Origin of the sequence: Methylorubrum thiocyanatum (assembly GCA_014138645.1) — a bacterium.
GTDB classification, from domain to species: Bacteria; Pseudomonadota; Alphaproteobacteria; order Rhizobiales; family Beijerinckiaceae; genus Methylobacterium; species Methylobacterium thiocyanatum.
On sequence record JACJIB010000008.1, the window covers coordinates 64,031 to 89,903 of the forward strand.

General features: G+C 69.3%; 24 protein-coding genes and 1 tRNA gene. 11 read left to right on the forward strand and 14 right to left on the reverse strand.

Features of this window, described 5'->3' with window-relative positions:
* Positions 1-6 precede the first annotated feature (6 nt).
* Complete coding sequence (locus HNR51_RS21085) at positions 7-2,964, reverse strand: bifunctional [glutamine synthetase] adenylyltransferase/[glutamine synthetase]-adenylyl-L-tyrosine phosphorylase (protein ID WP_182556249.1); 2,958 nt, start codon at positions 2,962-2,964, stop codon at positions 7-9.
* A gap of 342 nt (positions 2,965-3,306) precedes the next feature.
* On the opposite strand from HNR51_RS21085, the gene HNR51_RS21090 reads away from it, so the two are divergent.
* A complete protein-coding gene (locus HNR51_RS21090; RefSeq protein ID WP_012452341.1) occupies positions 3,307-3,522 on the forward strand; it encodes a hypothetical protein in 216 nt (71 codons plus the stop codon).
* 10 nt (positions 3,523-3,532) lie between these two features.
* Here HNR51_RS21090 and HNR51_RS21095 read toward each other — a convergent pair whose 3' ends face one another.
* The 9 genes from HNR51_RS21095 to HNR51_RS21135 all read right to left on the reverse strand — a co-directional run bounded on the left by HNR51_RS21095 (position 3,533) and on the right by HNR51_RS21135 (position 10,385).
* Positions 3,533-4,963: a sensor histidine kinase gene (locus tag HNR51_RS21095; RefSeq protein WP_182556250.1), complete on the reverse strand. Its 1,431-nt coding sequence runs from the start codon at positions 4,961-4,963 to the stop codon at positions 3,533-3,535.
* Positions 4,960-5,658, reverse strand: a complete 699-nt coding sequence (locus tag HNR51_RS21100; protein ID WP_182556251.1) for a response regulator transcription factor — start codon at positions 5,656-5,658, stop codon at positions 4,960-4,962. Before HNR51_RS21100 ends, HNR51_RS21095 begins: the two co-directional genes overlap by 4 nt.
* Before the next feature lie 26 nt (positions 5,659-5,684).
* Complete coding sequence (locus HNR51_RS21105; protein WP_012452344.1) at positions 5,685-6,194, reverse strand: OsmC family protein; 510 nt, start codon at positions 6,192-6,194, stop codon at positions 5,685-5,687.
* 171 nt (positions 6,195-6,365) lie between these two features.
* Positions 6,366-7,145, reverse strand: coding sequence for an ABC transporter ATP-binding protein (locus tag HNR51_RS21110; RefSeq protein ID WP_012452345.1), 780 nt, complete (start codon positions 7,143-7,145; stop codon positions 6,366-6,368).
* Positions 7,146-7,173: 28 nt separating this feature from the next.
* Positions 7,174-7,524, reverse strand: a complete 351-nt coding sequence (locus HNR51_RS21115) for a HepT-like ribonuclease domain-containing protein (RefSeq protein WP_012452346.1) — start codon at positions 7,522-7,524, stop codon at positions 7,174-7,176.
* Positions 7,524-7,823, reverse strand: a complete 300-nt coding sequence (locus tag HNR51_RS21120) for a nucleotidyltransferase family protein (RefSeq protein ID WP_012452347.1) — start codon at positions 7,821-7,823, stop codon at positions 7,524-7,526. The genes HNR51_RS21115 and HNR51_RS21120 overlap by 1 nt, the downstream gene beginning before the upstream one ends.
* Before the next feature lie 46 nt (positions 7,824-7,869).
* Positions 7,870-8,709, reverse strand: a complete 840-nt coding sequence (locus tag HNR51_RS21125; protein ID WP_182556252.1) for an ABC transporter permease — start codon at positions 8,707-8,709, stop codon at positions 7,870-7,872.
* Between the two features lie 60 nt (positions 8,710-8,769).
* Entirely contained in the window at positions 8,770-9,402 is a 633-nt protein-coding gene (locus tag HNR51_RS21130; protein ID WP_182556253.1) for a LysE family translocator, read from the reverse strand.
* Positions 9,403-9,410: 8 nt separating this feature from the next.
* Positions 9,411-10,385 (reverse strand): aliphatic sulfonate ABC transporter substrate-binding protein, encoded by a 975-nt coding sequence (locus tag HNR51_RS21135; protein ID WP_182556254.1) that lies wholly within the window; start codon positions 10,383-10,385, stop codon positions 9,411-9,413.
* A 159-nt stretch (positions 10,386-10,544) separates the two neighbouring features.
* Between HNR51_RS21135 and HNR51_RS21140 the strand changes: the two genes are divergently transcribed.
* Both HNR51_RS21140 and grpE read left to right on the forward strand, forming a co-directional pair.
* A complete protein-coding gene (locus tag HNR51_RS21140; protein WP_182556255.1) occupies positions 10,545-13,331 on the forward strand; it encodes a [protein-PII] uridylyltransferase in 2,787 nt (928 codons plus the stop codon).
* A 92-nt stretch (positions 13,332-13,423) separates the two neighbouring features.
* Complete coding sequence (gene grpE, locus HNR51_RS21145; protein WP_141950141.1) at positions 13,424-14,032, forward strand: nucleotide exchange factor GrpE; 609 nt, start codon at positions 13,424-13,426, stop codon at positions 14,030-14,032.
* A gap of 22 nt (positions 14,033-14,054) precedes the next feature.
* Here grpE and HNR51_RS21150 read toward each other — a convergent pair whose 3' ends face one another.
* From HNR51_RS21150 to HNR51_RS21165, 4 genes are all read right to left on the reverse strand, one after another.
* The gene (locus HNR51_RS21150; protein ID WP_182556256.1) at positions 14,055-14,372 is read right to left on the reverse strand and encodes a BrnA antitoxin family protein; all 318 of its coding nucleotides are present in this window, start codon (positions 14,370-14,372) and stop codon (positions 14,055-14,057) included.
* On the reverse strand, positions 14,362-14,637 hold the full coding sequence (locus tag HNR51_RS21155; protein WP_012452354.1) for a BrnT family toxin: 276 nt from the start codon (positions 14,635-14,637) through the stop codon (positions 14,362-14,364). Before HNR51_RS21155 ends, HNR51_RS21150 begins: the two co-directional genes overlap by 11 nt.
* A gap of 94 nt (positions 14,638-14,731) precedes the next feature.
* On the reverse strand, positions 14,732-15,589 hold the full coding sequence (locus HNR51_RS21160; RefSeq protein ID WP_041371839.1) for a prephenate dehydratase: 858 nt from the start codon (positions 15,587-15,589) through the stop codon (positions 14,732-14,734).
* 15 nt (positions 15,590-15,604) lie between these two features.
* Positions 15,605-16,348, reverse strand: a complete 744-nt coding sequence (locus HNR51_RS21165; RefSeq protein ID WP_182556257.1) for a 3-deoxy-manno-octulosonate cytidylyltransferase — start codon at positions 16,346-16,348, stop codon at positions 15,605-15,607.
* A 329-nt stretch (positions 16,349-16,677) separates the two neighbouring features.
* Between HNR51_RS21165 and HNR51_RS21170 the strand changes: the two genes are divergently transcribed.
* From HNR51_RS21170 to HNR51_RS21205, 8 genes are all read left to right on the forward strand, one after another.
* Positions 16,678-17,601, forward strand: a complete 924-nt coding sequence (locus HNR51_RS21170) for a c-type cytochrome (protein WP_182556258.1) — start codon at positions 16,678-16,680, stop codon at positions 17,599-17,601.
* A gap of 174 nt (positions 17,602-17,775) precedes the next feature.
* The gene (locus HNR51_RS21175) at positions 17,776-19,701 is read left to right on the forward strand and encodes an extracellular solute-binding protein (RefSeq protein ID WP_012452358.1); all 1,926 of its coding nucleotides are present in this window, start codon (positions 17,776-17,778) and stop codon (positions 19,699-19,701) included.
* Entirely contained in the window at positions 19,698-21,575 is a 1,878-nt protein-coding gene (locus tag HNR51_RS21180; protein WP_182556259.1) for an extracellular solute-binding protein, read from the forward strand. The genes HNR51_RS21175 and HNR51_RS21180 overlap by 4 nt, the downstream gene beginning before the upstream one ends.
* Positions 21,576-21,584: 9 nt before the next feature.
* Entirely contained in the window at positions 21,585-22,682 is a 1,098-nt protein-coding gene (locus tag HNR51_RS21185; protein WP_012452360.1) for a microcin C ABC transporter permease YejB, read from the forward strand.
* A gap of 68 nt (positions 22,683-22,750) precedes the next feature.
* Positions 22,751-23,275, forward strand: coding sequence for a GNAT family N-acetyltransferase (locus HNR51_RS21190; RefSeq protein WP_182556260.1), 525 nt, complete (start codon positions 22,751-22,753; stop codon positions 23,273-23,275).
* Between the two features lie 74 nt (positions 23,276-23,349).
* A complete protein-coding gene (locus tag HNR51_RS21195; RefSeq protein ID WP_182556261.1) occupies positions 23,350-24,888 on the forward strand; it encodes an acetate--CoA ligase in 1,539 nt (512 codons plus the stop codon).
* A gap of 60 nt (positions 24,889-24,948) precedes the next feature.
* Positions 24,949-25,731: a glycosyltransferase family 2 protein gene (locus HNR51_RS21200; protein ID WP_141950147.1), complete on the forward strand. Its 783-nt coding sequence runs from the start codon at positions 24,949-24,951 to the stop codon at positions 25,729-25,731.
* Between the two features lie 35 nt (positions 25,732-25,766).
* Positions 25,767-25,859, forward strand: a tRNA-Ser gene (locus HNR51_RS21205).
* Positions 25,860-25,873 lie beyond the last annotated feature (14 nt).

Here is a 25,873-nt window from a genome sequence, read left to right on the forward strand (position 1 = left end):
AACCCGTCAACCCGGCCGCCCGAGGCGGCGGTCGAAGATCATCCGCACCGTCCGTCTCTCCTCGTCGAGCCGGGCCGTGAGGGCCTTGGCGTCGGGCAGGTTGGCGGCGCGGGCGAGGCGGGCGAGCGCGACGTCGGAGGCCTGCGTCGGGTCGCCCTCGACCATCAGGCGCTGCCAGTGATGCACGTCGTCGAGGAGCCGGTAGGCGCCGGTCAGCGCCTCGGTTTCGTCCGCCGCGATGAGGCCCGCCACTGCCGCCCGCGCGAACACCTCGGGCGCATCCTGATCGATCAGCTCGGGATGCGCCTGGGCATGGCCGAGCACCAGGGCCTGGGCCAGGAAGTCGAGGTCGAGCAGGCCGCCGGGACTGAGCTTGAGATCGAGCGGACCGTGATCGCCCTTCTCGTCCTCCACCGTCGCGCGCATCGTCCGCACGGCGCGGTTCACCGCCTCAGGATCGCGAGGCTGCATCAGGGCGTCCCGGATCGTGGCTTTCGCCTCCTCGGCGAGGCTCTCGTCGCCCGCGATCACCCGGGCGCGGGTCAGCGCCATATGCTCCCACAGCTCGGCCTCTTCCCGCTGGTAGGCGCGGAAGCTGCGGAACTGTGCGGCGGTCGCTCCCTGTCCGCCGCCGGGCCGCAGGCGCAGATCCACCTCGTAGAGCAGGCCGCGCCGGGTCGGTGCGGTGAGCGCCGCCACGAGGCGCTGGGTCAGCCGGTTATAGGCCACCGCCGCATCGAGGGGTTTCCGGCCGGTGCTGGTGCGGTTCTCCGGGTCGAAATCGTAGAGCACGACGAGGTCGAGATCGGATTGCGCCGTGAGCTGACGCGAGCCGAGCCGGCCATAGCCGAGGACGACGATGCGGCCCTTCGGGATCGGGCCGTGATCGGCAAAAAAGGTCTTGGAGACGGCCTCCAGCGCCGTCGCCACGGCAGCGTCGGCAATCGCCGAGAAGGCGCGCCCCGCCGCCTGCGGCGTGAGGATCCCGGAGAGGAGCCGCGCACCGGTCAGGAAGCGGAGCTGCCGCGCCGCGTCGCGGCTGCGATCGAGAAAGACCTCGTGGCTGTCGGGCCGGCCGAGCAGGGCGCGGTAATGTGCGGCGATGGCCCCCTCATCCACCGACGGATCGACGAAATCGGGATCGATCACCGCGTCGAGCACGTGCGGCGAGAAGGCGACGGTGCCCGCCAGGCGCGGGGCACTGCCGAGAAGGTCGGCAAAGAGCAGCCGCAGGCGCTCGTGCTCGCGCAGGATCGTCAGCAACTCCACCGCCGCGGGCATACGGCCGAAGGCGCGGTCGAGATTGGCCAAGGCCGCGTCCGGGTCGGGCGTGCCGGCCAGCGCCTTGAGCAGGGCCGGCACCAGCTCGGTCAGCACCTCGCGGGCGCGGGGACTGCGCACCGCCGCGCGGCGGCCGAAATGCCAGCCGCGCACGGTGTCGGTGACGCGCTCGGGGTCGCGGAAGCCGAGGCTGCGGAGCGTGGCAAGCGTCGCCGGATCGTCGGCGGCGCCGCTGAAGACGAGGTCGCCGAGATCCGAGGAGAGATCGGGCGCGGCCTCGAACAGCAGGGCGTAGTGCGCCTGTACCCGGCGGGCCTCGGCCAGGAGCGCCGCCTCGAAGCCAGCGAGGTCGGGATACCCTGCAAACCGCGCGAAGTTCTCGAGTTCCGCCCGGTCGGTCGGCAGACGCTGGGTCTGCTCGTCGCGCACCATCTGCAGGCGGTGCTCGACCGTGCGCAGGAAGGCGTAAGCCTGGGCCAGTTCGTCCCGCGCTTCCGCTGAGATCCAGCCGTCCGCGTGCAGGCTCGCCAGCATCGGCACCGTGGAGCGCCCGCGCAGCATCGGGCGCCGGCCGCCGAAGACGAGTTGCTGGGTTTGGACGAAGAACTCGATCTCGCGGATGCCGCCGCGGCCGAGCTTGATGTCGTGGCCGGCCACGGCCAGCGCCTCGTGCCCGCGCACGGCGTGGATCTGCCGCTTCATGGCGTGCACGTCGGCGATCGCCGCGAAGTCGAAATACTTGCGCCAGACGAAGGGAGTGAGATCGGCAAGGAACCGCTCGCCTGCCGGGATATCGCCGGCGATGGGCCGCGCCTTGATGAAGGCCGCCCGCTCCCAGTTCTGGCCGGTCGTCTCGTAATAGACATAGGCCGAGGCGAGGCTCATCGCGGTCGGCGTCGAGCCGGGATCGGGGCGCAGGCGATAATCGACCCGGTGGACGTAGCCGTCCCGGGTGCGCTCTTGCAGCAGCTTGGCGACGCCCTGCGCCAGCTTGGTGAAGAAGGGCGTCGGCTCCAGCCCCTCCTTCAGCGGCGCGGCCTCAGGATCGAAGAAGACGATCAGGTCGATGTCGCTCGAATAGTTCAGCTCGCGCCCGCCGAGCTTGCCCAGACCCAGCACGACAAGGCCCGATCCGGCCTGCGGCTCGTTCCGATCCTTCGGCCGGAAGCGGCCCGAGGCGGCGGCCTGGAGCAGCATCGCCTCGACGGCCGCCGAGACCGAGGCGTCGGCGAAGTCGGAGAGCGCAGCGGTCACCCGCTCCAGCGGCCAGACCCCGCCGATATCGGCGAGCGCCACCAGCAGGGCGTGCTCGGCCCTATTCCGCCGCAGGGTCTTTCCGACCGCGTCGAGATCGGGCGCGGCGCCCTCATCGCCCCGCCCGGCGGCCCGCTGCGCGGCGACGATGCGGGCGTCGGCCGCTTCCGGCGCCTCCTCGAACAGCCGGGCGAGGCGAGCCGGATCGCGCGAGGCCAGGGACCAGAGGAAGGTCGAGTGGTCGGCCAGCGCCGCGAGGAGGTCGCGGGCCCTCCCCTCGCGCAGGCCGGCGGGAAGCGCGTCGGCGATCTCGTCAAGGCGCGCCCGTGCCGCCTCGGGGTTCGCGAGAGGCGGAGCCGCGCCGAGCCGCGCGATCAGGGGTGCGGTGCCGTCGTCGCGGGCAGCCTGCCCGCCGTTTCGCCTGCCCATGCCGTCCCTTCTTCGCTTCGAAGCGTCCGCATCGCCGTCGGCCGGCGGCATCTGCCCATCAAACGCGCAAATCGCGATCTGCCAAGGGGCTTGCGGAGAGGAGGCGGCAGGAGACGGGGCGCATCACGGGCCGCAAGCGCGTGCCCGGAAACAGTGCGTCGCGATCTTCCCGCGGCCCGAGCGCCCGAGCCCGAGGGATTTTTCCACCGACTCGGCCGTCATCACATGAATGGGTTCGGGAGCAGGCAGGCGCGTTCCCCGTTGATCTCGCGCGTGCGGGGGCGGCCTTCTTCCGGAGTACCTCCGGCGGGCTACGCGACGACCGAGGACGAAAGGGGATCGATGAACAGCGCCAACTTGGTTTCCTTCATCGAGGCCGCCGTCTTCACCCTGGGCTGCGCGCTGATCGCGAGCCGCCGGATCGAGCCGCAGCGGCTCGGGGCGGTTCTGGGACTCGCGACCGTAACGCTCGCGCTGCTGCTGGTGGTGCTGGCCCTGCCCGGCAGCCCGCAGGCGACGCTCGCCGATCCCGATGGCGTCCGCAATTTCCTGAACTGAGAGAACGGCCTCAGGCCGTGCCGGCCGGCAGGCTCAGCGTCACGGCGAGTCCGGGTGCGTTGTCGGCGAGGTCGAGGCTGCCGCCGTGAAGCCGGGCGACGGCGTTGACGAGGCTGAGCCCGAGGCCGAAGCCGGGGCGCGAGCGGGCGGCGTCGAGGCGCACGAAGCGGTCGAGCACCCGGCCGCGCTCGGCTTCCGGGATGCCGGGGCCGTGATCGGCCACGGTGAGCCGGATCCTGTCGTCGGCCCGCGTGGCGCTGACCGTGATCTCCTGCGGAGCGGCCTCGGCGGACCGGGCGCCGTACTTGATGGCGTTGTCGATGAGGTTGGCGATCGCCTGCCCCACCAGTTCGCGATTGCCGTCGAGGATCAGATCCGGCTCTGTACGGACGGTCAGGCTCAGGCCCCTATCCTCGGCGAGGGGCTCGTAGAGTTCGGCCACCTCCCGCGCCACCGCGCCGGCATCGAAGCGGCGAACGCTCTCGGGCGCATTGCCGGCCTCGAGCCGGGCGATGGTCAGCAACGCGTTGAACACGCGGATCAGCCCGTCGCTGTCCTCGATCACGCCCTCGATCGCCGTCCGCAGCGCGTCCGGGCTTTCAGCGGTGCGCAGGGCCTCGTCGGCCCGGTTGCGGAGCCGCGTGAGCGGCGTTTTGAGGTCGTGGGCGATGTTGTCGGAGACCTCCTTCATACCGCGCATCAGTTCGCCGATGCGCTCCAGCATCAGGTTCAGGTTCTGGGCGAGGCGGTCGAGTTCGTCGCCGGTGCCGGCGACCCGCAGGCGCCCGTCGAGATCGCCCGCCATGATGGTGCGGGTCGTCTCGGTCATGTCGTCCACGCGCTTGAGGACGCGGCTCGCCACGAACCAGCCGCCGAGCACGCCGAGCAGCACCACCAGCGCCAGCGACGAGCCGAAGGTGTTGCCGATGGCCGCGCGCAGCCGGTCGCGCTCCTCGGTGTCGCGTCCGACGAGGAGGCGGAAGCCCCCGGCCAGGGTGAAGACCCGCATGATCGCGCGATGCTCACTCTGATCCGACTCCGTGCCGCGCCCGTAGAAACCCTCGTACTGACCGGGCCGTGCGAGGATGTCGGCCGAGACGCGGCTGACATTGCCGACGATGTGCTCGCCCGCGGGCGTCGTGACGAGATAGAGCGAGGCGCCCGGCTCCTTGGCCCGGCGCTCCACCACGGCGATGAGGCGGCGCAGGCCACCGGCGGTGTACTGCTCGGACAGCCCGTTGATCTCGGCGTCGATGGTCGAGACGATCTGGTCGTCGAGCACCCGCCGGGCGTTCCAGGCGACGTAGCCGAGGCCGAGCGAGGCCAGCACCGCGAACAGCACGAGATAGGCGAGCGAGAGCTTGAACGCGGTCGTGCGGAAGACCTTGCCGAGCCGCGCGAAGAGCCCGTCCTGCGGCGGCGATGCGGCGGACGGGCTCACGAGGCTTGCGGCTCGTCCGGCCGGATGACGTAGCCCGCGCCGCGGACCGTGTGGATCATCGGGTGCTCGAAGCCGCGGTCGATCTTCGAGCGCAGACGGGAGACGTGCACGTCGATGACGTTGGTCTGCGGATCGAAGTGGTAGTCCCAGACATGCTCCAGCAGCATCGTGCGGGTCACGACCTGCCCGGCATGGCGCATGAGGTATTCGAGCAGCCGGAACTCGCGGGGCTGCAGCACGATCTCGCGGCCCGCCCGCGTCACCCGGTGCGAGAGCCGGTCGAGTTCGAGATCGCCGACGCGGTAGGCGGTGGCCTCGCTCTGGCCGGTCGCGGCCGCGCGGCGACGGGCCAGCACCTCGGTACGGGCCAGGAGTTCGGAGAAGGCGTAGGGTTTGGGCAGGTAATCGTCGCCGCCCGCGCGCAGGCCCTTCACCCGGTCGTCCACTTGGCCGAGCGCCGAGAGGATGAGCACGGGCGTGGTGATCTCCTGCTCGCGCAGCGAGCGCACCAGGGAGAGACCGTCGAGCTTCGGCAGCATACGGTCGACGATCAGCACGTCGTAGTCGCCCTCGCGGGCGAGCGCGTAGCCGTCGAGGCCGTCGCCCGCATGGTCCACGGCGTGCCCGGCTTCCCGGAACGCTTTGACCAGATAGGCGGCGGCCTCGCGGTCGTCCTCGATGATGAGCAGGCGCATGACGCCCGTTAGATAAGCTTCGCGGCTCAGGAGCGCGAGGCGTTCACCGACAATTCTGGCTTGTGGTTCAGGGTCTGGAACACGACGCAGTAGCGCTCGGTGAGCTTGAGGAGTTGATCGAGCTTCTCCTGGGGCACGTCGGTGTCGAGATCGAACTTGAGGCGGATCGCCCGGAAGCCCACCGGCGCCTCCTTGTCGACGCCGAGGGTGCCGCGAAAGTCGAGGTCGCCTTCGGCGCTGACCGTGCCGGCCTTCAGGGGAATTTCGAGCGCGGTCGCCACGGCCTTCACCGTCACGCCGGCGCAGGCGACGAGGGCTTCGAGCAGCATGTCGCCGGAGCAGAGTTCGGCGCCCGAGCCGCCGGTGGCGGGATGCAGGCCGGCCACCGCCAGGGCACGGCCGGTCTCCACCTTGCAGGCGATGCTGGTGTCGTCGAGCGAGCCCTTCGCCTTCAGGGTGACGACGGCGGAGTCCGGGCTCTCGCGGTACTGGCTCTTGAGCGGGGCCTGGAGAGCGCGCAGGGCGTTGGCGTCCATGGGGGAATTTCCTCCGTTTCTTCTGGCGGCGCGAGGCCTGGAGCCGTATCCGACCTGATCGCATCAGGTCGGATACGGCTCCAGGTCCTTGTGTTGACGCGCCTTCTTTCGACGAACCGGTTTCCACTTCGTCGGAATGCGCTCTAGCGGGTTTCGCGCTTCCGCGACACCTCAGAACGAGCTGCCCCCGGCGAGTTCCGGCGCCGGGGAGGCGTCGCGCGGGCGCAGCGAATGGTCGAGGGCGGCGAGGATCGTGCGGGTCGCCGCCTCGCTCGTCGCCGCCGCCGGATCGCGCGGGCGACGCATCGAGAGGGCGATGGTATCGTCGAGCCGGCCGGGACGCGGGCGCATGACGATGGCGCGGTCGGCCAGCGCCACCGCCTCGGCGACGTCGTGGGTGACGATCAGCACCGTCGGCCGCACCTCCTCCCACAGGGCGAGGAGATGGCGATGGAGATCCTTGCGGGTGAAGGCGTCGAGCGCCGAGAACGGCTCGTCGAGGAGCAGCACCCGCGGTTGGGCGACGAAGGCGCGGGCGATCGAGACGCGCTGTTGCTGCCCGCCCGACAATTCGCGGGGCCAGCGGTCCGCATGCTCGGCAAGGCCGACGCGCTCCAGGGCGTGGGCGACGCGCTCCCGCCGCTCGCGCCCCGGCCGGTGCGCGATGCCGAAGCCGACATTGTCGGCGACGCTGAGCCAGGGCAGCAGGCGCGGCTCCTGAAACACGAGCCCGACGCCGGGATGGGGCGCGGTGATCGGCTCGCCGTCGAGGGCGATCCGTCCGGCGCTCGGCCGGTCGAGACCGGCAATGAGGCGCAGCAGTGTTGTCTTCCCGCAGCCCGAGCCGCCGATCAGCGCGACGATCTCGGCATTCGGCACCTGAAGGTCGATGCCGGCCAGCGCGCGGGTGCCGTCGGCATAGGTCTTGGAAAGGCTCTGGATGTTCAGCATGGTCGCCGCTGGCTTCGCACCGAAGGGATCAAGCGTCGAATTCGGCGAGCATGCGCAGGATCGCCGGACGAAGCACCGGCAGATGCACCGAGGCGATCTCCCACATGTCGCGTGCCCGGATGCGGTAATACTCGTGCCGCAGGAGGTTGCCGATCCGGATGATCGGCTGCCAGTGCACGTCCGCGTGCCGCTCGCGGAGGTCGAACGGCAGTTCCTTGGCCGCCTCAGAGATGATCTGGACGGCACGCTCGACCGCACGTTCGTAGAGGAAGTTGCCCTGGATCTCCTCGAAAGTCCGGCCCTGTGTCGCCGCGAGGATTCCGTCGATCTGTTCGAGGATGTGCCGAAGCCTGACTTCGGGCAGCTTGGCGGATTCCATCAGAAAACCCGGATGGCCTCGCGCTCGATGTATGGGCGGAAAATCGGGACTAATCCGTCACGCGTCGAGTATCCGACGGGAATGTCGGGAAAGGCTCGCTCGACCAGAGCGTAGGTTTCGTCGAAGGCGGCGAGCCCGAAACTGCCCTCGTCCGCGGGATCAACGAAGAGATCGAGATCGGAATCCGGCCTTGCCTCATCCCGGGCACGCGATCCGAACAGGAAAAGGGCCGAGACGCCGTGCGCGCGGAGATCGTCTTCCACGCAGCGCAGCCGACGGATTACCTCGTCCCGGGTCATGCCGACACCTTAGCGATGGCGGTCCCGCTCGTCATCCGTCGCTTCCTCACAGCGTCTCCCGCGCGGTGTCCTGCCAGCGCACCAGCGGCCGGCTGAGCGCGACGAGCACGGCATCGCCCGCCTTGCCGACGACGGCGAAGCTGATGATCGCCGCCAGGATCTGGTCGGGTTTGCTGAATTGCTGGCCGTCGAGGAGCAGGTAGCCGAGCCCCTCGGAGGCCCCCATCAGCTCGGCGGCCACCACGAACAGGAAGCCGAGGCCGAGCCCGGTGCGCAGGGCGGTGAGGGTCGCGGGCAGCACGGCGGGCAGGAGGATGCGCCGGGCCAGGGCCAGCTTCGAGAGGCGGAAGATGCGGCCGACCTCCACCAGCTTGCGATCGACCGAGGCGATGGCGCCGGCTACGCCGATATAGACGGGGAAGAACACGCCGACCGCGATCAACGCCACCTTCGGCGTTTCGAGGATGCCGAACCACAGGATGAACAGCGGCACCCAGGCCAGCGAGGGCACGGCGCGCAGGGCCTGCAGGCTCGGATCGACCAGCCAGCGCAGGGGCGGCAACGTCGCGGTCAGCGCACCCGCGAGGATGCCGGCGCTCGCCCCGAAGGCGAAGCCGAGGCCGACGCGGATCAGCGTCGCCTCGACATGGGTCCAGAGTTCGCCCGAGGCCGCGAGCGTCCAGAGCGCGGCGCCGATCCGGCTCGGCGGCGGAAGCAGGCGCCCCGAGGCGAGGCCCGCGGCGACGGCGATCTCCCAGCCGAGCGCGAGGCCGAGCGGCAGCAGCAGGCCAAGGGACAGCCGGGTGGCGCCGCCGAGAGCGGCGGTCCGACGCGCGGGGGCGGCCTTAGCCTCGGAGTCTTGGGAGAGGACGGTGGTGACGCTCATGTGGAGGTGTCGCGCCGGATCTGCATCGTATTCTCGGAAAAGCCCTGCCGGATTGGCGGTTCAGCGCCGCGCATCGGTCGCAGCGCGGAGAGCGAGACCTGCCAATACCGTCCCCATGAACCAGCGCTGCGCGCGGCGCCAGATGGGCCGTTCGGCCAGGAAGGCGGTAACAGAACCGGCCGCCAGGACGATGGCCGCATTCACCGCCAGACTCACGGCGATCTGGACGAGGCCGAGCGCGAGGGACTGTGTCAGCACGCCGCCGGCCGCCGGCGCGATGAACTGCGGCAGCAGCGACAGGTACATCACCGCGATCTTCGGATTCAGCAGGTTCGTCAGGAAGCCCATGGCGAAGAGCCGCCCGGGGCCATCCGGCGGCAGCGGGCGCGCCGCGAAGGGCGGGCGCCCGCCCGGCCGAAAGGCCTGCCACGCCAGGAAGAGGAGATAGGCGGCGCCGGCCCAGCGCAGGGCGTCGTAGGCGAAGGGCACCGCCACGAGGAGGGTGGTGATGCCGAAAGCCGCGCAGAGCAGGTAGACGAGGAAGCCCGCCGCCACACCCGTCAGCGACACGAGCCCGGCTGCCCGCCCCTGCGCGAGCGTGCGCGAGACGAGGTAGGCCATGTTCGGGCCGGGCGTCAGCACCATTCCAAGAGAGACGAGGGCGAAGGCGGCCAGATGCGCGGCGTCCGGCATCGTCAGGCTCAGCGGGCCGGTGCCGGGTTGAACTGCGGATCGATCAGGCCGTCCACCGCCGCCGCTACGTCGGTGGAGGCGGGGATGACGCCCGCCTGCTGCAGCGCAAGGCCGGCGGCGCGGATGCTCTCGGCCTGGGCCGGGCCGATGGCGGGCTGGCTCAGATCCGTGCGCTCGATTTGCTTGGCGATCACCGCCTCGGGCAGCTTGGTGGCCGAGATCAGCGCGCTCTTCAGAGCCTCCGGATTGGCGAGCGCGTAGGCGCGGGCCTGCTCGTAGGCGGCGATGACGACCTTCACGAGGTCGGGATGCGCCTTGGCGAAGTCCTCGCGCACGTCGAGCACGCCCCAGGTATTGGCGGCCGCGTCGCGGTGAAACAGCACGTCTCCGCTCTCGATCTCGGCGGCGGCCATCATCGGGTCGAGGCCGGCCCAGGCATCGACGTCGCCACGGTCGAGCGCCGTACGGCCGTCGGCATGCTGGAGCAGGACGAGCTTGGCGTCCTTCTCGGTGAGCCCGGCGCCCTGAAGCGCGCGGATCAGAAAGATGTGCGGATCGGTGCCGCGGGTGACGGCGATGCGCTTGCCCTTGAGGTCGGCGGGCTTCGTGATCCCGGTCTCCTTGCGGGTGACCAGCGCCGTCCATTCCGGCCGGGAATAGGCGTAGACGACCTTGACCGGATTGCCGTTGATGCGCGCCAGCAGCGCCGCCGCACCGGCCGAGGAGCCGAAATCGATGGCGCTGCCGTTCAAGAATTCCAGCGCCTTGTTGGAGCCGAGCGACTGGACCCAGCGCACCTTGATGCCGCGCGCCTTCAGCGCCTCCTCCAGAAAGCCCTTCTCCTTCAGGACGAGGCTGACGGGATTGTAAGTCGCCCAGTCGAGACGGATCTCGCCGACATCGGCTGCCCGCAGGTCCGATCCTGCCGCGAGGAGGCCCAACAATCCGGCGAATGCGGACAGGACGGTGCGGCGTCGGATCATGCGGCTGACTCCCTCTTCGGTCCGGCTTCAGCGCGGATCCATCCAAGGGCTAAAACAGTCACGTTCGTTTCGTCAAACAAAAAATTCGCAGAACAGAACGGCTGAGTTGCACACAACCGGCCGATGCCGCCGCCGGGTTTACATGCTAACGGAACGGCCATGTTCGACCCCGTTCCCGCCCTGGAAAAGATCGTCGCCTCCCTCGACCGCGACGCCCGCGAGCCGACCAAGCTGCGAGGGCTACTGGTCCCTGAGCTCCGCAAGGTGATCGAGGCGGGGCACAAGGATGCGGAGCGTCTTCTCCTGAAGGAACGCGACGGTCTCGCCTGCGCGCAGCGACTGAGCCGCCTGACCGACGCGGTGGTGCGGGCGATCTACGACGCGGTGGTCTGGCGCCTCTACCCCAACGACAACCCCTCGACCGGCGAGCAGCTCGCGGTGGTCGCCACCGGCGGCTACGGGCGGGGCACGATGGCGCCGGGCTCGGACATCGATCTCTTGTTCCTGCTGCCCTACAAGCAGACCGCTTGGTCCGAGAGCGTCGTCGAGGCGATGCTTTACGTCCTCTGGGATCTCAAGCTGAAGGTCGGCCACGCCACGCGGTCCGTCGAGGAATGCCTGCGCGAGGGCCGCGCGGACATGACGATCCGCACGGCGCTGCTCGAATCCCGCTTCCTGTTCGGATCGCGGCATCTCTTCGAGGAGCTGGTCACGCGCTTCGATACGGAGCTGGTGATCGGCTCGGCCTCCGAGTTCGTGGACGCCAAGCTGCGCGAGCGCGACGGCCGCGTCGCCAAGGCCGGCGCCTCGCGCTACCTCGTCGAGCCCAACGTCAAGGACGGCAAGGGCGGCCTGCGCGACCTCAACACCCTGTTCTGGATCGCGAAGTACACCTACCGCGTGCGCGATCAGGTCGAGCTGGTCCATGCCGGGCTCTTCACCCCCGACGAGTACCGGCTATTCGAGCGCTGCGAGGAGTTCCTGTGGCGGGTGCGCTGCCACATCCACTTCGTGACCGGGCGTGCGGAGGAGCGGCTGTCCTTCGGGCTGCAGCCGAAGATCGCAGAGCGCCTCGGCTTCGGCGCCCGCGGCGGCCTCTCGGGCGTCGAGCGCTTCATGAAGGCCTATTTCCTCATCGCCAAGGATGTCGGCGACCTCACCGCCATCGTCTGCGCCGAATTGGAGGCGCGGCACGCCAAACGCACGCCGGTGCTCGACCGTTGGATCGGCCGCTTCCGCGACCGCTTCCGGGCCACCTCGATCGAGGCGGAGGATTTCTGGATCGACAACGGCCGGGTCAACATCCGCGGCGAGGACGCGTTCGAGCGCGACCCGGTCAACCTGATCCGGCTGTTCTGGCTCGCCGACCGGCACAACCTTCCGATCCATCCCGACGCGGCGCGGCTGGCGAGCCGCTCGCTGCGCCTCATCACCCACGCCGTGCGCAGCGATGCGGAGGCCAACCGGCTCTTCCTCGACATCCTGACGTCGAAGAATGCGCCGGAGACGATCCTGCGGTCGATGAACGAGGCCGGCGTGCTCGGCCGCTTCATCCCGGAATTCGGCCGCATCGTCGCGATGATGCAGTTCAACATGTACCACCACTACACGGTGGACGAGCATCTCCTGCGCTCGATCGGCGTGCTGGCCGCGATCGATTCCGGACGGGTGCGCGAGGAGCATCCGCTGGCCTCGCGCCTGATCGACACGATCCACAACCGCCGCGCGCTCTACGTCGCGATCCTGCTGCATGACATCGCCAAGGGGCGGCCGGAGGATCACTCGATCGCGGGCGCGTCCATCGCCCGCAAGCTCGGGCCGCGCTTCGGGCTGAGCCAGGCCGAGACCGAGACGGTGTCGTGGCTGGTGGAGCACCACCTGCTGATGTCGATGACGGCGCAGAGCCGCGACCTCTCCGACCACAAGACCATCGAGAAGTTTGCCAGCGAGGTGCAGAGCCTGGAGCGGCTGAAGCTGCTCGCGATCCTGACGGTGGCCGACATCAAGGCGGTCGGCCCCGGCGTGTGGACGGCGTGGAAGGGCACGCTGATGCGCACCCTCTACGACGAGACCGAGGTCGTGCTCTCCGGCGGCCATTCGGAGATCGCCCGCACCGACCGGGTGCGGCTGATCCAGATGGCCCTGCGCGAGCAACTCTCGGACTGGAACTCGGAGCTGTTCGACGCCTACGCCGCGCGCCACAACCAAGCCTACTGGCTCAAGGTGGACACGACGCGTCACTACAAGAACGCCCGCTTCCTGCGCACGGTGATGGAGGAGGGCCGCACCAGCGCCACCACCTACGAGACCGATCCCGTGCGCGGCGTGACCGAGCTGACGGTCTACTCTCCGGACCATCCGCGCCTCCTCGCCATCATCACCGGCGCCTGCGCCACCACCGGCGGCAACATCGTCGATGCGCAGATCTTCACGACGACGGACGGCTTCGCCCTCGATTCGATCTTCATCTCCCGGGCCTTCGAGCGCGACGAGGACGAACTGCGCCGCGCTGGTCGCATCGCCACCGCGATCGAGCGGGCGCTGAAGGGCGAGATCAAGATCGCCGAACTCGTGGCCGACAAGCACCCGAAGCAGCCGCCGAAGACCTTCCTCGTGCCCCCCGACGTGTCGATCGACAACGCGCTGTCGAGCCGGGAGACCGTGGTGGAGATCACCGGCCTCGACCGGCCGGGCCTGCTCTACGAGCTGACGACGGCGCTGAACCGCCTGAGCCTCAACATCACCTCGGCGCATGTGGCGACCTTCGGCGAGCGGGCGGTGGACGTGTTCTACGTGACCGACCTGACCGGCACCCGCGTGATGCAGCCCGACCGCCTCGCGATGATCCGCGCCGCGGTGATGGAGGTGTTCGCCAGCGACGTCGCCGCACTCCGTGCCGAGGGCCTCGACGCCCTGGTCGATTCGCCCCCGCCGCGGGAGTTGTAGGCGGCGATGGTGCGGCCCTCGCTTGATTTCGGGGATTGCCCGAATGATATCAGCCGCATCCCGGAACACTTCGAGACCCGATCGATCGCACGATGATGGCTGACGACATGGAGAATCAGGACCGGCACAACGGCGCCGAGGCGGAGGTGCCGCCGCAGGCTGCTTCCTCGACCGCGGGTGCGGATGCCGAGGCTCTGGCGGCCGCGATCGCCGAGCGCGACGAGTTCAAGGACCGGCTGCTTCGCACGCTGGCCGAGATGGAGAACCTGCGCCGCCGGACCGAGCGCGAGGTTGCCGATGCCCGCACCTATGCGGTGACGAACTTCGCCCGCGACATGCTCAACGCCGCCGACAACATCCACCGCGCCCTCGAAAGCGTGCCGGCCGATGCGCGCGCGAGCGCCGAGGGCGCCTTCAAGGCTCTGGTCGAGGGCATCGAGCTGACCGAGCGGGATCTCGCCAAGACGCTCGAGCGCCACGGCGTGAAGGTGGTCGATCCGCAAGGGCAGCGCTTCGACCCGAACCGGCATCAGGCGATGTTTGAGGTGCCGAACACCGAAGTGCCCAACGGCACCGTCGTCCAAGTGGTGCAGACCGGCTACGTCATCGGCGAGCGCACCCTGCGCCCGGCCCTGGTCGGCGTCTCCAAGGGCGGCCCGAAGCCCGAGGCCAGCAAGGACAAGCCGGCCGATCCGGCGTGAGGTGGACGCGGACCGACCCGACTCAGTCGGGCAGGTCCGCGGCGGCCCGGCGCAGCGCCTCGTTCATCCGAGCCTGCCAGCCGGGGCCGGTCGCCCTGAAGCGTAGCAGGACGTCCTGATCAAGCCTCAAGCTGACGAGCTGCTTGGTCGGAGTCTTTTGCGCGCCGCGGGTACGGCGCAATTTTTCGGTGAGGGTGGGGAAGGCTTCCGCGAAGGGCACGGCGCCTCGAAAGTCTTCCTCGGTCCATTCCGGGTTGTCGGGATCGGCCGCGATGCCGGCCTGAATCTCCGCCTCCTCGGCATCGGTGATCGGTGAACGATCGCGCTTTCTAGCGGGCATCGTAGCGCCTCCGTTCGCTCCGGCTGGCTCGGCGGAGGCTGATGAGGGATATCGCCTCCTGTCCCAGTGGCGTGATGATTGCCGCCACCACGATCCGTCCGTCGAGTTCGCCGATGACCTTCATCCGGGCCGAACCGAGTGCACTCGATCGCGCTCCCTCGACGAGAGCGGTCTCGAAGTCGAAGCCTGCTTCGAAATCCGCAAAGTCGAGGCCGTGCTTCTGCAGATTGGTCAGGCGTTTGGGCTCGTCCCAGACGATCAACATCTGAAACGTAGCTCCGTTCGATCAACGCGGCAAACAGATTGTAGATACGATCCGGTTGCTGAGCGCATGGCGCCGCTCTTGGACCTGTCGCCGGCTACTCCGCCGCCTGCCGCGTCGTCTCGCGGAACGGGTGGGCCGGATAGGTGCCGATGATGCGCAACTCCTTCGAGAAGTAGCGCAGTTCCTCCAGCGCCCGGCGCAGTCCGTCATCCTCCGGATGGCCGTCGACTTCGGCGTAGAACTGGGTCGCGGTGAACTGGCCCTCGACCATGTAGCTCTCGAGCTTCGACATGTTGACGCCGTTGGTCGCGAAGCCGCCCAGCGCCTTGTAGAGGGCCGCCGGGATGTTGCGGACACGGAAGATGAAGCTCGTCACGGTCGGGCCGTTGCCCGGCTCGATCTCGACGGGCTCGGGCGAGAACACCACGAAGCGGGTGGTGTTGTGCGCCTCGTCCTCGACGTCACGTTCGAGGATGTCGAGGCCGTAGACCTCCGCCGCCATGGCCGGGGCGAGCGCCGCGCGGGTCGGGTCCTGCGCCTCCGCCACCTCGCGGGCGGCTCCGGCGGTGTCGCCCGCCACCACTGCCTTGAGGCCGAGGCGCCGGATGATCCGGCGGCACTGGCCGAGCGCGTGGACGTGGCTGTGCACGCTGGTCAGACCCTCCGCGCTCACGCCGGGCAGGACCATGAGCTGGAAGTGGATCGGCAGGAAGTGCTCGGCGATGATGTGCAGCCGCGAGGTCGGGATCAGGTGATGGATGTCGGCGACCCGGCCGGCGATCGAGTTCTCGATCGGGATCATCGCGAGGCCCGCCTTGCCCTCGTTCACCGCGGCGAAGGCGTCCTCGAAGGTGGCGCAGGGCAGAGCGGTCCAGCCGGGATAGGCCTGCGAGCAGATGATGTGCGAGTTGGCGCCGGGCTCGCCCTGATAGGCAATGGTGCGGTCGGTCATCGGCATGTCAGCGGTTCAGTTCAGGCGGCGGATGGCGAGCAGCGTGCGGGCGCGCTCCAGATCGGCGGGGGTGTCGACGCCGAGCGGCAGATCCTCGACGATCATCGCGTCGATGCGCATGCCGGCCTCCAGCGCGCGCAGCTGTTCGAGCTTCTCGCGCCGTTCCAGTTCACCCTGCGGCAGGGTGACGAAGCGGGCGAGCGCCTTCCGGCGATAGGCGTAGAGGCCGATATGGTGGAACAACGGCCCCTCGCCCCACGGCGCGCGGGCGCGGGTGAAGGCGAGCGCCCGCAGGCGGTTCGGCCCAACCGTATGCCCGATGATCTTGACCACGTTCGGGTCGTCCATCTCTTCCGGCCGGTGGATCACCGCGCAGAGGGTGGCGATGTCGACCTGCGGGTCGGCGAGCGGGGTCACCGAAGCGGCGATGATCGCGGGGTCGATGGTCGGCAGGTCGCCCTGGACGTTGACGACGACATCGTGGTTGCCGTCGGGATCGACGATCTCCAGCGCCTCGGCGAGCCGGTCTGAACCGGAGGGATGATCCGGCTGCGTCATCACCGCGAGCCCCCCCTGCGCCTCGATCGCCGCGGCGATGGCGTCGGTGTCGGTGGTGACCACCACCGGGCCGATCCCCGCCTCCACGGCGCGGCGCCAGACATGCACGATCATCGGCTCACCCGCGATGTCGGCCAGGGGTTTCGACGGCAGGCGGGTCGCGGCGAGGCGGGCCGGAATCAGGATCAGGGGATCGGACATGACCGCGGGCGGTGGGATGGGTCGGACAGGGGCTCAGGGGCGGGGAAGGCTCTAGCAGCGGCGCTCGGGCTTGTCATGGCAGCTCATGACGGCTCACGGCCGCTGTTGGCTGCCGACTCCGCCCCACGGTGCGGCAGGGCTGCAACGGAAATCGCCGCTCTCATGTCGCTTGTGAGGAATAACGGTATGCGACAGCGCGCAGCGTCCATGGGCCATTGTCAAGATCGGGCCCGAGCGGCTAATCACCCTTGAAATCGTCCAAAGTCCGGCGTCTGCCCGTCGGGCCCTCATCCGCCGGGTCCTGATCCCGTGCGCCGGAGCAGTCGAGCATGGATTCCTTCGAGCTGAACAAGGTTGCGGGCGCTGTCCTGGGTGCCCTCCTGTTCGCGGTCGGGTCGGGCTTCGTGGCGGAGCTGATCTATCATCCCAAGCCCGCCGGGAATGCCGGCTATCCGCTGCCCGAGCCGGAGCCGAAGAGCGGCGGCGCCGCGGCCGAGGCCCCGAAGGCCGAGCCCATCGCCGTGCGGCTCGCCAGCGCCGACGCCGACAAGGGCAAGGGCGGCACCAAGGCCTGCCAGGCCTGCCACAGCTTCGAGAAGGGCGGCCCGAACAAGGTCGGTCCCGACCTTTGGGACATCGTCGAGCGTCAGAAGGCCCATCACGAGGGCTTCGACTACTCCGCCGGCCTGAAGGAGAAGGGCGGCACCTGGACCTACGAGGATCTCGACCATTTCCTCGAGAACCCGAAGGGTTACGTGAAGGGCACCAAGATGGCGTTCGCCGGCATCAGCTCGCCGACGGAGCGTGCCAACGTCATCGCCTATCTGCGCACGCTCTCAGACAGCCCCAAGCCCCTGCCGGCCGCCGAGAAGAAGGCCGAGGCGGCGCCCGAGGGTGAGAAGAAGGGCGAGGCCGCGAAGCCGGCGGAGAACAAGCCCGCCGAGGAGAAGAAGGCCGAGGACAAGGCGCCCGCGAAGGCGGAGCCGAGGCCGGTCGAGAGCGCCACCGGCGACAAGGACAAGGCGCCCGAGACCAACGCGCCGAAGGGCGACACCCGCTCTGGCGACGGCAAGGACACCGCCCGCCCGGTCCCGGCGCCCCAGGTCCAGCCCCAGCGCAACGAGGTCGCCCCGACCCAGGCCCCCGAGGCCAAGCCCTCGGGCGACATCCCGACCAAGGCGGAGCCCGGCTCCGAGAGCACGCCGGCCACCGAACCGCCGGCCAAGGCCGATCCCGAGGCGCTCAAGCCGTAAGGCAGGGGCGACGAACCGATTTCGCGAAGGCCGGGCCCTGCAAAGCCCGGCCTTTTTCATGTCCCGGCCTGCGGCCGCGGCGCCTGCGCGCTCGCGGCGGGTTGGCGCCGGACCCGGCCTCGTCCTAGAACGGCGCCCGACTGACCTCTCACGGGACCGGGAGACCGCGCCAACGTGACGGAACACGCCGTAATCGCCCGCCGCAGCTTCCTCGCCGGAGCGCTCGTTCTTCTCGGGCTGCGGGGGCCCGCCTCCGCCCAGGAGCCCGCCGAATCGGCCTCGAAGGTCTCGGCGCAGGAGGCCGCCGGCAAGGGTTCAGGTCCCTGGCGCCACGCGCTGACCCTGCTCGGCGAGCCGAAATACGGGCCGGACTTCCAGCATTTCGACTATGCCGACCCGAAGGCGCCCGTCGGCGGCCTCGTGCGGCTCGGGTCGCAGGGCGGCTTCGATAACCTCAATGTCGTCGTCAACGGCCTGAAGGGCGATCTCGAAGGCGGGATCACCCAGATCTACGACACGCTGATGGAGGATTCCGGCGACGAGCCGTTCTCGTCCTACGGACTGCTCGCCGAGGGCGTGCGGATCGCCGAGGACGGCCTGTCCGTGACCTACCGCCTGCGGGCGAATGCGCGCTGGCACGACGGCAAACCGGTCACCGTCGAGGACGTGATCTGGTCGTTCGACACGCTGAAGGCCAACAGCCCCTTCTACGCCGCCTACTACCACACCGTGGCCAAGGCCGAGCCGGGCGGGGAGCGCGAGATCGTCTTCCGCTTCAGCGAGGCCGGCAACCGCGAGTTGCCGCAGGTGCTGGGTCAGATGCAGGTGCTGCCGAAACACTGGTGGACCGGCACGGACAAGAACGGCAAGCCGCGCAGCGCCACCGAGACGACCCTGGAGATCCCGCTCGGCTCGGGCCCCTACCGCCTCGCCCGGATCGATGCCGGCCGCTCGGCCGTCTACGAGCGCGTGGCCGATTACTGGGGCAAGGATCTGCCGGTGAACCGCGGCCGCAACAATTTCGGCACGGTCCGCTTCGAGTATTTCCGCGACGGGTCGGTGCTGCTGGAGGCGCTGAAGGGCGATCTCTACGACTTCCGCACCGAGAACATCGCCCGCAACTGGGCCACCGCCTACGACGATTTCCCGGCCGTGAAGGAAGGCCGCCTCGTCAAGGAGGAGTTTCCCGGACGCGGCACCGGCATCATGCAGGCCTTCGTGTTCAACCTGCGCCGGGACAAGTTCAAGGACGAGCGGGTGCGCCGCGCCTTCAACCTCGCCCTGAATTTCGAGGAGATGAACCGGCAGCTCTTCTACAGCCTCTACAGCCGGATCGATTCCTACTTCTACGGCTCGGAACTGGCCTCGTCCGGCCTGCCCGAGGGACTGGAGAAGGTGATCCTGGAGAGCGTCAAGGACAAGCTGCCGGCCAGCGTCTTCACCGAGACCTACAAAAACCCCGTCAACGACACGCCCGAGGCCGTGCGCGCCAACCTGCGCAAGGCGGTCGGCCTGCTGCGCGAGGCCGGCTACGAGCTGAAGGGCGGGAAGATGGTCGCGAAGGCAACCGGCGAACCGCTGACCGTCGAGTTCCTCGAGTTCCAGAACGTGTTCGAGCGGGTGATCCTGCCCTACGCCGCGCAGCTCAAGCTGATCGGCATCGAGAGCTCGATCCGGGTAATCGATCAGGCGCAGTACCAGAACCGCCTGCGCGGCTTCGACTTCGACATCACCACCTCGAACTGGCCGGAATCGCTCTCGCCCGGCAACGAGCAGCGCGAATTCTGGGGCTCGGCCGCCGCCGACAAACCGGGCTCGCGCAACATTGCCGGGATCAAGGATGCCGGCATCGACGCGCTGATCGAGAAGCTGATCTTCGCCGAGGATCGCGAGACCCTGGTCGCGGCCACGCGCGCCCTCGATAGGGCGCTGCTCGCCCACAACTTCGTGGTGCCGCAATGGTCCTCCGCGGTCACGCGCACCCTGCGCTGGAACCGCTTCGGCCGTCCGGCGGTGCTGCCGAAATACGGCGCTTCCGGCTTCCCGACCACGTGGTGGTACGACGAGGCGCTCGCCGCCAAGACCGGAGCCCCGCGGTGAGGGCGGGCGCGACCCGCCGGGGCGTCGTCCTCGGGACCGGAGTTCTGGCGCTCGCGGGCGCCCTGCCCCGTCCGCTTCGCGCCGAGGGCACCGCCACCGAGGCCACCCGCACCGCCCACGGGCTGTCGAGCTTCGGCGAGCTGAAATACGCGCCCGACTTCCCGAACTTCGACTACGTGAACCCGATGGCCCCGCGCGGCGGGCGCTTCTCGACCAGTCTGGTCCAGACCTTCGGCAATCAAGCGTTCGATACCTTCGACACGCTCAATCCCTATGTCTTCCGCGGCAACGGCGCGGCGGGCATCAACCTGACCTTCGACAGCCTGATGGTGCGCGCCCTCGACGAACCGGACGCGCTCTACGGCCTCGTCGCCCGCTCGGTGGAGAGCAGCGCCGACGGCCTGACCTATCGGTTCGCCCTGCGTCCGCAAGCGCGCTTCCACGACGGCTCGCCGCTCACCGCGCGGGACGCGGCCTTCTCCATCAACATCCTCAAGGAGAAGGGGCACCCGACGATCGCGCAGGTGATCCGCGACGTTGCCGAGGCGAGCGCGGAGGGCAACGAGACCCTCGTCCTCCGCTTCGCTCCCGGCCGCAGCCGCGACCTGCCGCTGATCGTCGCCGGACTGCCGATCTTCTCGGCGAAATTCTTCGAGGGCCGCGACTTCGAGGCTCAGACGCTGACGCCGCTTCTCGGGTCCGGCGCCTATCAGGTCGGGCGGATCGATATCGGCCGCTTCATCGAGCTGGAGCGCGTGAGCGACTACTGGGCGGCGGATCTGCCGGTCATGGTCGGGCAGAACAACTTCGACCAGCTCCGCTACGAGTATTTTCGCGATCGGCAGGTCGCCTTCGAGGCGTTCAAGGGCGGCGCCTATACCTACCGCCAGGAATTCACCTCGCGGATCTGGGCGACGGGCTACGATTTCCCCGCCGTGCGCGAGGGCCGCGTCAAGCGCGAGACCCTGCCCGATACCTCGCCCGCCGCCATCCAGGGCTGGTTCTTCAACACCCGCCGCGAGGTGTTCAAGGATCCCCGCATGCGCGAGGCGATCGGCCTGTGCTTCGATTTCGCCTGGACCAACCGCACGGCGATGTTCGGCGCCTACGAGCGCACCGTCTCGTTCTTCCAGAAGACCGACCTGATGGCCACCGGCAAGCCCTCAGCGGAGGAACTGGCCCTGCTCGAACCCTTCAGCGGGCAGGTCCCGGCCGAGGTCTTCGGCGAGGCCTGGACCCCACCGGTCTCGGACGGCTCGGGCCAGGACCGGGCGCTGCTGGCCCGCGCGGTGGCTTTGTTCAAGGAGGCGGGCTGCACCCGCGAGGGCGGCGCCTTGCGCCTGCCGAGCGGTAAGCCGGTCGAGTTCGAATTCCTCGATTCCGACTCTGTGTGGGAGCCCATCGTCCAGCCCTTCATCCGCAATCTCGGGCTGATCGGCATCAAGGCGCGCCAGCGGGCGGTGGATGCCGCACAGTATCAGGCGCGGGTGCGCGACTTCGACTTCGACATCATTTCCCGCGCCTCCTCGGGCGACGCGACGCCGGGGCCGGAGTTGCGCGAGGCCTACGGCTCGCGGTCGGCGGCGATCCCCGGCTCCAACAACCTCGCCGGCATCAGCGACCCGGTGATCGACGCGCTCCTCGACCGTATCGCCAATGCGGATTCACGCGCGAGCCTCACGGTGGCCTGCCGCGCCCTCGACCGGGTGCTGCGGGCCGGCCGCTACTGGGTGCCGATGTGGTACTCGCCCGAGTATCGCCTCGCCCTGTGGGACATGTTCGGCCGCCCGGCGAAGCTGCCGACCTATGGGCTCGGCGTGCCCGGCCTGTGGTGGTACGACGAAGCGAAGGCGCGCCGGATCGGCCGGGGCTGAGGATCTTCCATGCTCGCCTACATCCTGCGCCGCATCGCGCTGATGATCCCGACGATCTTCGGGATCATGCTGATCACCTTCGCCATCATCCAGTTCGCCCCCGGCGGTCCGGTGGAGCGGGTTCTGGCTCAGCTCCAGGGCCAGCAGGAAGGCTCGCTCTCGCGCATCACCGGCGGCCAGGGCGATCTCGGCGGCGGGGCGGCCCGCGGCGGAGGTGACAGTTCAAAATACCGCGGTGCGCAGGGGCTCGATCCCGCCTTCATCAAGAAGCTCGAGGCGCAGTTCGGCTTCGACAAACCCGCCTACGAGCGCTTCGGCAAGATGCTGTGGGACTATCTCCGCTTCGATTTCGGCCGCAGCTATTTTCGTGACGTTTCGGTCTTGGATCTGATCAAGGAGAAGCTGCCGGTCTCGATCTCGCTCGGCCTGTGGATGACGCTGATCTCCTACGCGATCTCGATCCCGCTCGGCATCCGCAAGGCGGTCGCCGACGGCTCGCGCTTCGATGTCTGGACCTCGGCGGTCGTCATCGTCGGCTACGCGATCCCGAGCTTCCTGTTCGGCATCCTGCTGGTGATCCTGTTCGCGGGCGGCTCGTTCCTGCAGATCTTCCCCCTGCGCGGTCTCACCTCCGAGAACTTCGAATCCCTGAGCCTCTGGGGCAAGGCCGTGGATTATGCGTGGCACCTCGTCTTGCCGCTCTCGGCGCTCGTGCTCGGCGCCTTCGCCACCTCGACCCTTCTCACCAAGAACTCGTTTCTCGACGAGATCCGCAAGCAATACGTCGTCACCGCCCGCATGAAGGGCGTGAGCGAGCGCCGCGTCCTCTACGGCCACGTGTTCCGCAACGCGATGCTGATCGTCATTGCCGGCTTTCCCGGCGCCTTCATCACCGCCTTCTTCACCGGCTCGCTGCTGATCGAGACGATCTTCTCGCTCGACGGTCTCGGGCTCCTGTCCTTCTCCTCCATCGTCGGCCGCGATTATCCGGTGGTGTTCGCCACCCTCTACATCTTCTCCCTGCTCGGACTTGCGGTGAACCTGCTCTCCGATCTGACCTACACCTGGATCGATCCGCGCATCGATTTCTCGGCCCGGGGCGCCTGAGGCGCGCTGCTGTTTGCCGGCTGCGCGGCCGGCTGCTATCGGCGCGCATTCGCCGCCGGACGCCGCCCGTGACCGCCCTCCCCCTCGTCATCCGCCCCGAGCACCCGGACGACGCCCCGGCCATCGAGCGTCTGCACGCCCGCGCCTTCGGACCCGGCCGCTTCGCCCGCACCGCCTACCGCCTGCGCGAGGGCGCGGCGCCCCTGCCCGATCTCTGCCTGACGGCGCTGGTCGGCACCTATCTCGTCGGCTCGGTGCGGATCGGCCCGGCCGAGGCCGAGGGCGGATCGCTCCTCGTGCTCGGGCCGCTCACCGTCGATCCGAGCTTCTCCGACCGCGGCATCGGAACGAGCCTGATGCAGGCGAGCCTCGACGCGGCCCGCGCCGCAGGGCACGGCCTCGTCGTGCTCGTGGGCGATGCCCCCTATTACCGCCGCTTCGGCTTCCAGCCGGTTCCCGCCGGCCGGCTCGCGATGCCCGGACCGGTCGATCCGGCGCGCTTCCTCTGGCTCGAACTGACGGACGGCGCGAGCACCGGCCTCTCCGGCACGGTCCGGCCGCCGCGCGCGCCACAAAGATCGCGCGAGAGTTGAAAAGGTCGAGCTTGACCGCAGCGGACGAGGATCGGACACCAGGGCAACCACGAAGACCACCGGAAGCGCCCGCCGTGCCGACCAGCGACGACCGCCAGCCTCCCGCCCGCTTCAATGCGGCGCGCTACTGCCTCGACGAGAACGCCCGGTTGCGCGGCGACAAGACGGCGCTGATCATGGTGGGCGAGAACGACCCCGTCGGCCGCCTCACCTACGCGCAAGCCGATCGGGCCGTGCGCGGCATCGCGGCGGGGCTGCTCGGCCTCGGGCTGAAGGCCGGCGACCGGGTGATGATCCGCATGGGCAACGAGACCGACTACGTCCTTGTCTATTTCGGCGCCCTCGCCGCCGGCCTCGTCGCCCTGCCCTCCTCGCCGCAACTGACCGCCGACGAAGCCGCCTTCCTGATGCAGAATGCCGGCGTCGCCGCGGTGGTGACCGGCACAGGATTGTCCGATGCCGGCGCTGGCGGCCCCGCGGGTTGTATCCGGCTCGATTCCGAAGCGATCGCGGCGATGAAGGCGGGGGAGCCGCTCGCCGACTACGCCGACACCGCCGCCGACGACCCGGCGACCCTGGTCTACACCTCCGGCACCACGAGCCGCCCGAAGGGCGTGCTCCACGCTCACCGCGCCATCTGGGGCCGGCGGCCGATGCACGCGCACTGGCTCGGGCTGACCGAGTCCGACGTGATGCTGCATGCCGGCACCATGAACTGGACCTACACGCTCGGCGTCGGCATCACCGACCCATGGGCCTGCGGCGCGACCACGGTGCTCTACAACGGCCCGCGCGACCGCGGGATCTGGCCGCGCCTGATCGCCGAGCAGGGCGCGACGATCTTCGCGGCGGTGCCGAGCGTCTACCGCCAGATCCTCAAATATGCGGACCTCGCCGAACACGACCTCTCGCGCCTGCGCCACGGCGTCACCGCGGGCGAGGCGCTCTCGTCCGACCTCCACGAGGCCTGGACCCGGGCCACGGGCAAGCCGCTCTACGAGGCGCTCGGCATGAGCGAGATCTCAACCTATGTGTCGAGCGGCCCGACCATCCCCGTGCGCCCCGGCTCACCCGGCCGGCCGCAGCCGGGACGCCGCATCGCGATCCTGCCCGCCGAAGGTCCGCCCGAGCCGCTGCCGGCGGGCGAGACCGGCCTTCTGGCGATCCACCGCACCGATCCCGGCCTGATGCTCGGCTACTGGCGGCGGCCGGAGGAGGAGGCGGCGGTGATGCGCGGCGAATGGTTTGCCGGCGGCGACCTCGCACGCCTCGACACCGACGGCTACCTCTGGTTCCAGGGCCGCAACGACGACCTGATGAACGCCATGGGCTACCGCGTCTCCCCCGTCGAGGTGGAGAGCGTCCTGGCCGGCCATCCCGATATCGCCGAGGTCGGCGTCACGGAGCTGGCCGTGCGCACGGATCTGCGGGTCATCGCGGCCTTCGTCGTCCTGCGGCCCGGGGCCGAACCCGATGCGGACGGGCTGATCGCGTGGTGCGGTAATCGCCTGGCCGCCTACAAGGCGCCGCGCGCCATCCGCTTCCTCGACGCGCTGCCGCGCACCGCCAACGGCAAGGTCCAGCGCAAGCGACTGGCGGAGACCGCCGCATAGCTGCGCTTGTTCGCCCCGATTCGCGCCGGTAGAGCGAAGGCCCGGCACGCATCAAGTCCCATGGCCCCGCTCCCGATCTCCGTCTTCATCATCGTCAAGAACGAGGCCGACCGTCTCGGCGCCACCCTCGCGGCGGTGCGGGATCTCGCCGACGACATCGTGGTGGTCGATTCCGGCTCGACCGACGGGACCCAGGCGCTCGCCGCCTCGCTCGGCGCCCGGGTGATCCACAACGACTGGCCGGGCTACGGCCGGCAGAAGCGCTTCGCGGAAGGCCAGTGCCGCCACGACTGGGTGCTCAACCTCGACGCCGACGAGGTGGTGCCGGCCGACCTCGCGGAGCGGATCCGCGCCGTCTTCGCCGAGGGCGAGCCGGCCCATGCCGCGTGGCGCATCGCCATCGCCGAGATCTTTCCGGGCGAGACGCGCCCCCACCCCTGGGCCTACGTGCTGACCCCCGTGCGGCTCTACCGGCGGGACTTGAGTACCTACTCGACCTCGCCGGTCCACGACCGGGTCGTGCTCGGCCCCGGCGTCACCGTGGGGCTGATCAAGGGCCGTATCCACCACTTCTCGGTGCGTTCGCTCGGCGACCAGCTCGACAAGCTCAACCGCTACTCCGACCAGCAGGCCGACGACCTCGATGCCCGGGGCGTGACGATCCCGGCTTGGCGCCTCTACGTTGAGTTGCCGGGCAACTTCCTGAAGGCGTATTTCGGTCGCCGCCACTTCGTGCGCGGCGCCTACGGTTTCCTCACCGCGATGAACTACGCGATCTCCCGCCACCTGCGCGTGGCCAAGCATTACGAGCGCCGCGTCACATCCCCGCGCCGACCGGGTTGACCCGCCGCCCCGGAGCTTCTACAGCCGAGCGGCGGGGAGACGTGGCCGAGAGGCTGAAGGCACTCGTTTGCTAAATGAGCATACCCCTAATAAGGGTATCGAGGGTTCGAATCCCTCCGTCTCCGCCACCCGCCTCTAACCA

Excerpts from the sequence above, each read along its gene's own strand:
- HNR51_RS21155 (WP_012452354.1), bottom strand. The coding sequence starts at position 14,637 with ATGTTGATCGTCTGGGACGAGCCCAAACGCCTGACCAATCTGCAGAAG.
- HNR51_RS21140 (WP_182556255.1), top strand. The coding sequence starts at position 10,545 with ATGTTCGACCCCGTTCCCGCCCTGGAAAAGATCGTCGCCTCCCTCGAC.
- HNR51_RS21120 (WP_012452347.1), bottom strand. The coding sequence starts at position 7,823 with ATGACCCGGGACGAGGTAATCCGTCGGCTGCGCTGCGTGGAAGACGAT.
- HNR51_RS21200 (WP_141950147.1), top strand. The coding sequence starts at position 24,949 with ATGGCCCCGCTCCCGATCTCCGTCTTCATCATCGTCAAGAACGAGGCC.
- HNR51_RS21115 (WP_012452346.1), bottom strand. The coding sequence starts at position 7,524 with ATGGAATCCGCCAAGCTGCCCGAAGTCAGGCTTCGGCACATCCTCGAA.
- HNR51_RS21110 (WP_012452345.1), bottom strand. The coding sequence starts at position 7,145 with ATGCTGAACATCCAGAGCCTTTCCAAGACCTATGCCGACGGCACCCGC.
- HNR51_RS21185 (WP_012452360.1), top strand. The coding sequence starts at position 21,585 with ATGCTCGCCTACATCCTGCGCCGCATCGCGCTGATGATCCCGACGATC.
- HNR51_RS21135 (WP_182556254.1), bottom strand. The coding sequence starts at position 10,385 with ATGATCCGACGCCGCACCGTCCTGTCCGCATTCGCCGGATTGTTGGGC.
- HNR51_RS21170 (WP_182556258.1), top strand. The coding sequence starts at position 16,678 with ATGGATTCCTTCGAGCTGAACAAGGTTGCGGGCGCTGTCCTGGGTGCC.
- HNR51_RS21125 (WP_182556252.1), bottom strand. The coding sequence starts at position 8,709 with ATGAGCGTCACCACCGTCCTCTCCCAAGACTCCGAGGCTAAGGCCGCC.
- HNR51_RS21090 (WP_012452341.1), top strand. The coding sequence starts at position 3,307 with ATGAACAGCGCCAACTTGGTTTCCTTCATCGAGGCCGCCGTCTTCACC.
- HNR51_RS21085 (WP_182556249.1), bottom strand. The coding sequence starts at position 2,964 with ATGGGCAGGCGAAACGGCGGGCAGGCTGCCCGCGACGACGGCACCGCA.
- HNR51_RS21165 (WP_182556257.1), bottom strand. The coding sequence starts at position 16,348 with ATGTCCGATCCCCTGATCCTGATTCCGGCCCGCCTCGCCGCGACCCGC.
- HNR51_RS21150 (WP_182556256.1), bottom strand. The coding sequence starts at position 14,372 with ATGCCCGCTAGAAAGCGCGATCGTTCACCGATCACCGATGCCGAGGAG.
- HNR51_RS21105 (WP_012452344.1), bottom strand. The coding sequence starts at position 6,194 with ATGGACGCCAACGCCCTGCGCGCTCTCCAGGCCCCGCTCAAGAGCCAG.
- HNR51_RS21100 (WP_182556251.1), bottom strand. The coding sequence starts at position 5,658 with ATGCGCCTGCTCATCATCGAGGACGACCGCGAGGCCGCCGCCTATCTG.
- grpE (WP_141950141.1), top strand. The coding sequence starts at position 13,424 with ATGATGGCTGACGACATGGAGAATCAGGACCGGCACAACGGCGCCGAG.
- HNR51_RS21130 (WP_182556253.1), bottom strand. The coding sequence starts at position 9,402 with ATGCCGGACGCCGCGCATCTGGCCGCCTTCGCCCTCGTCTCTCTTGGA.
- HNR51_RS21160 (WP_041371839.1), bottom strand. The coding sequence starts at position 15,589 with ATGACCGACCGCACCATTGCCTATCAGGGCGAGCCCGGCGCCAACTCG.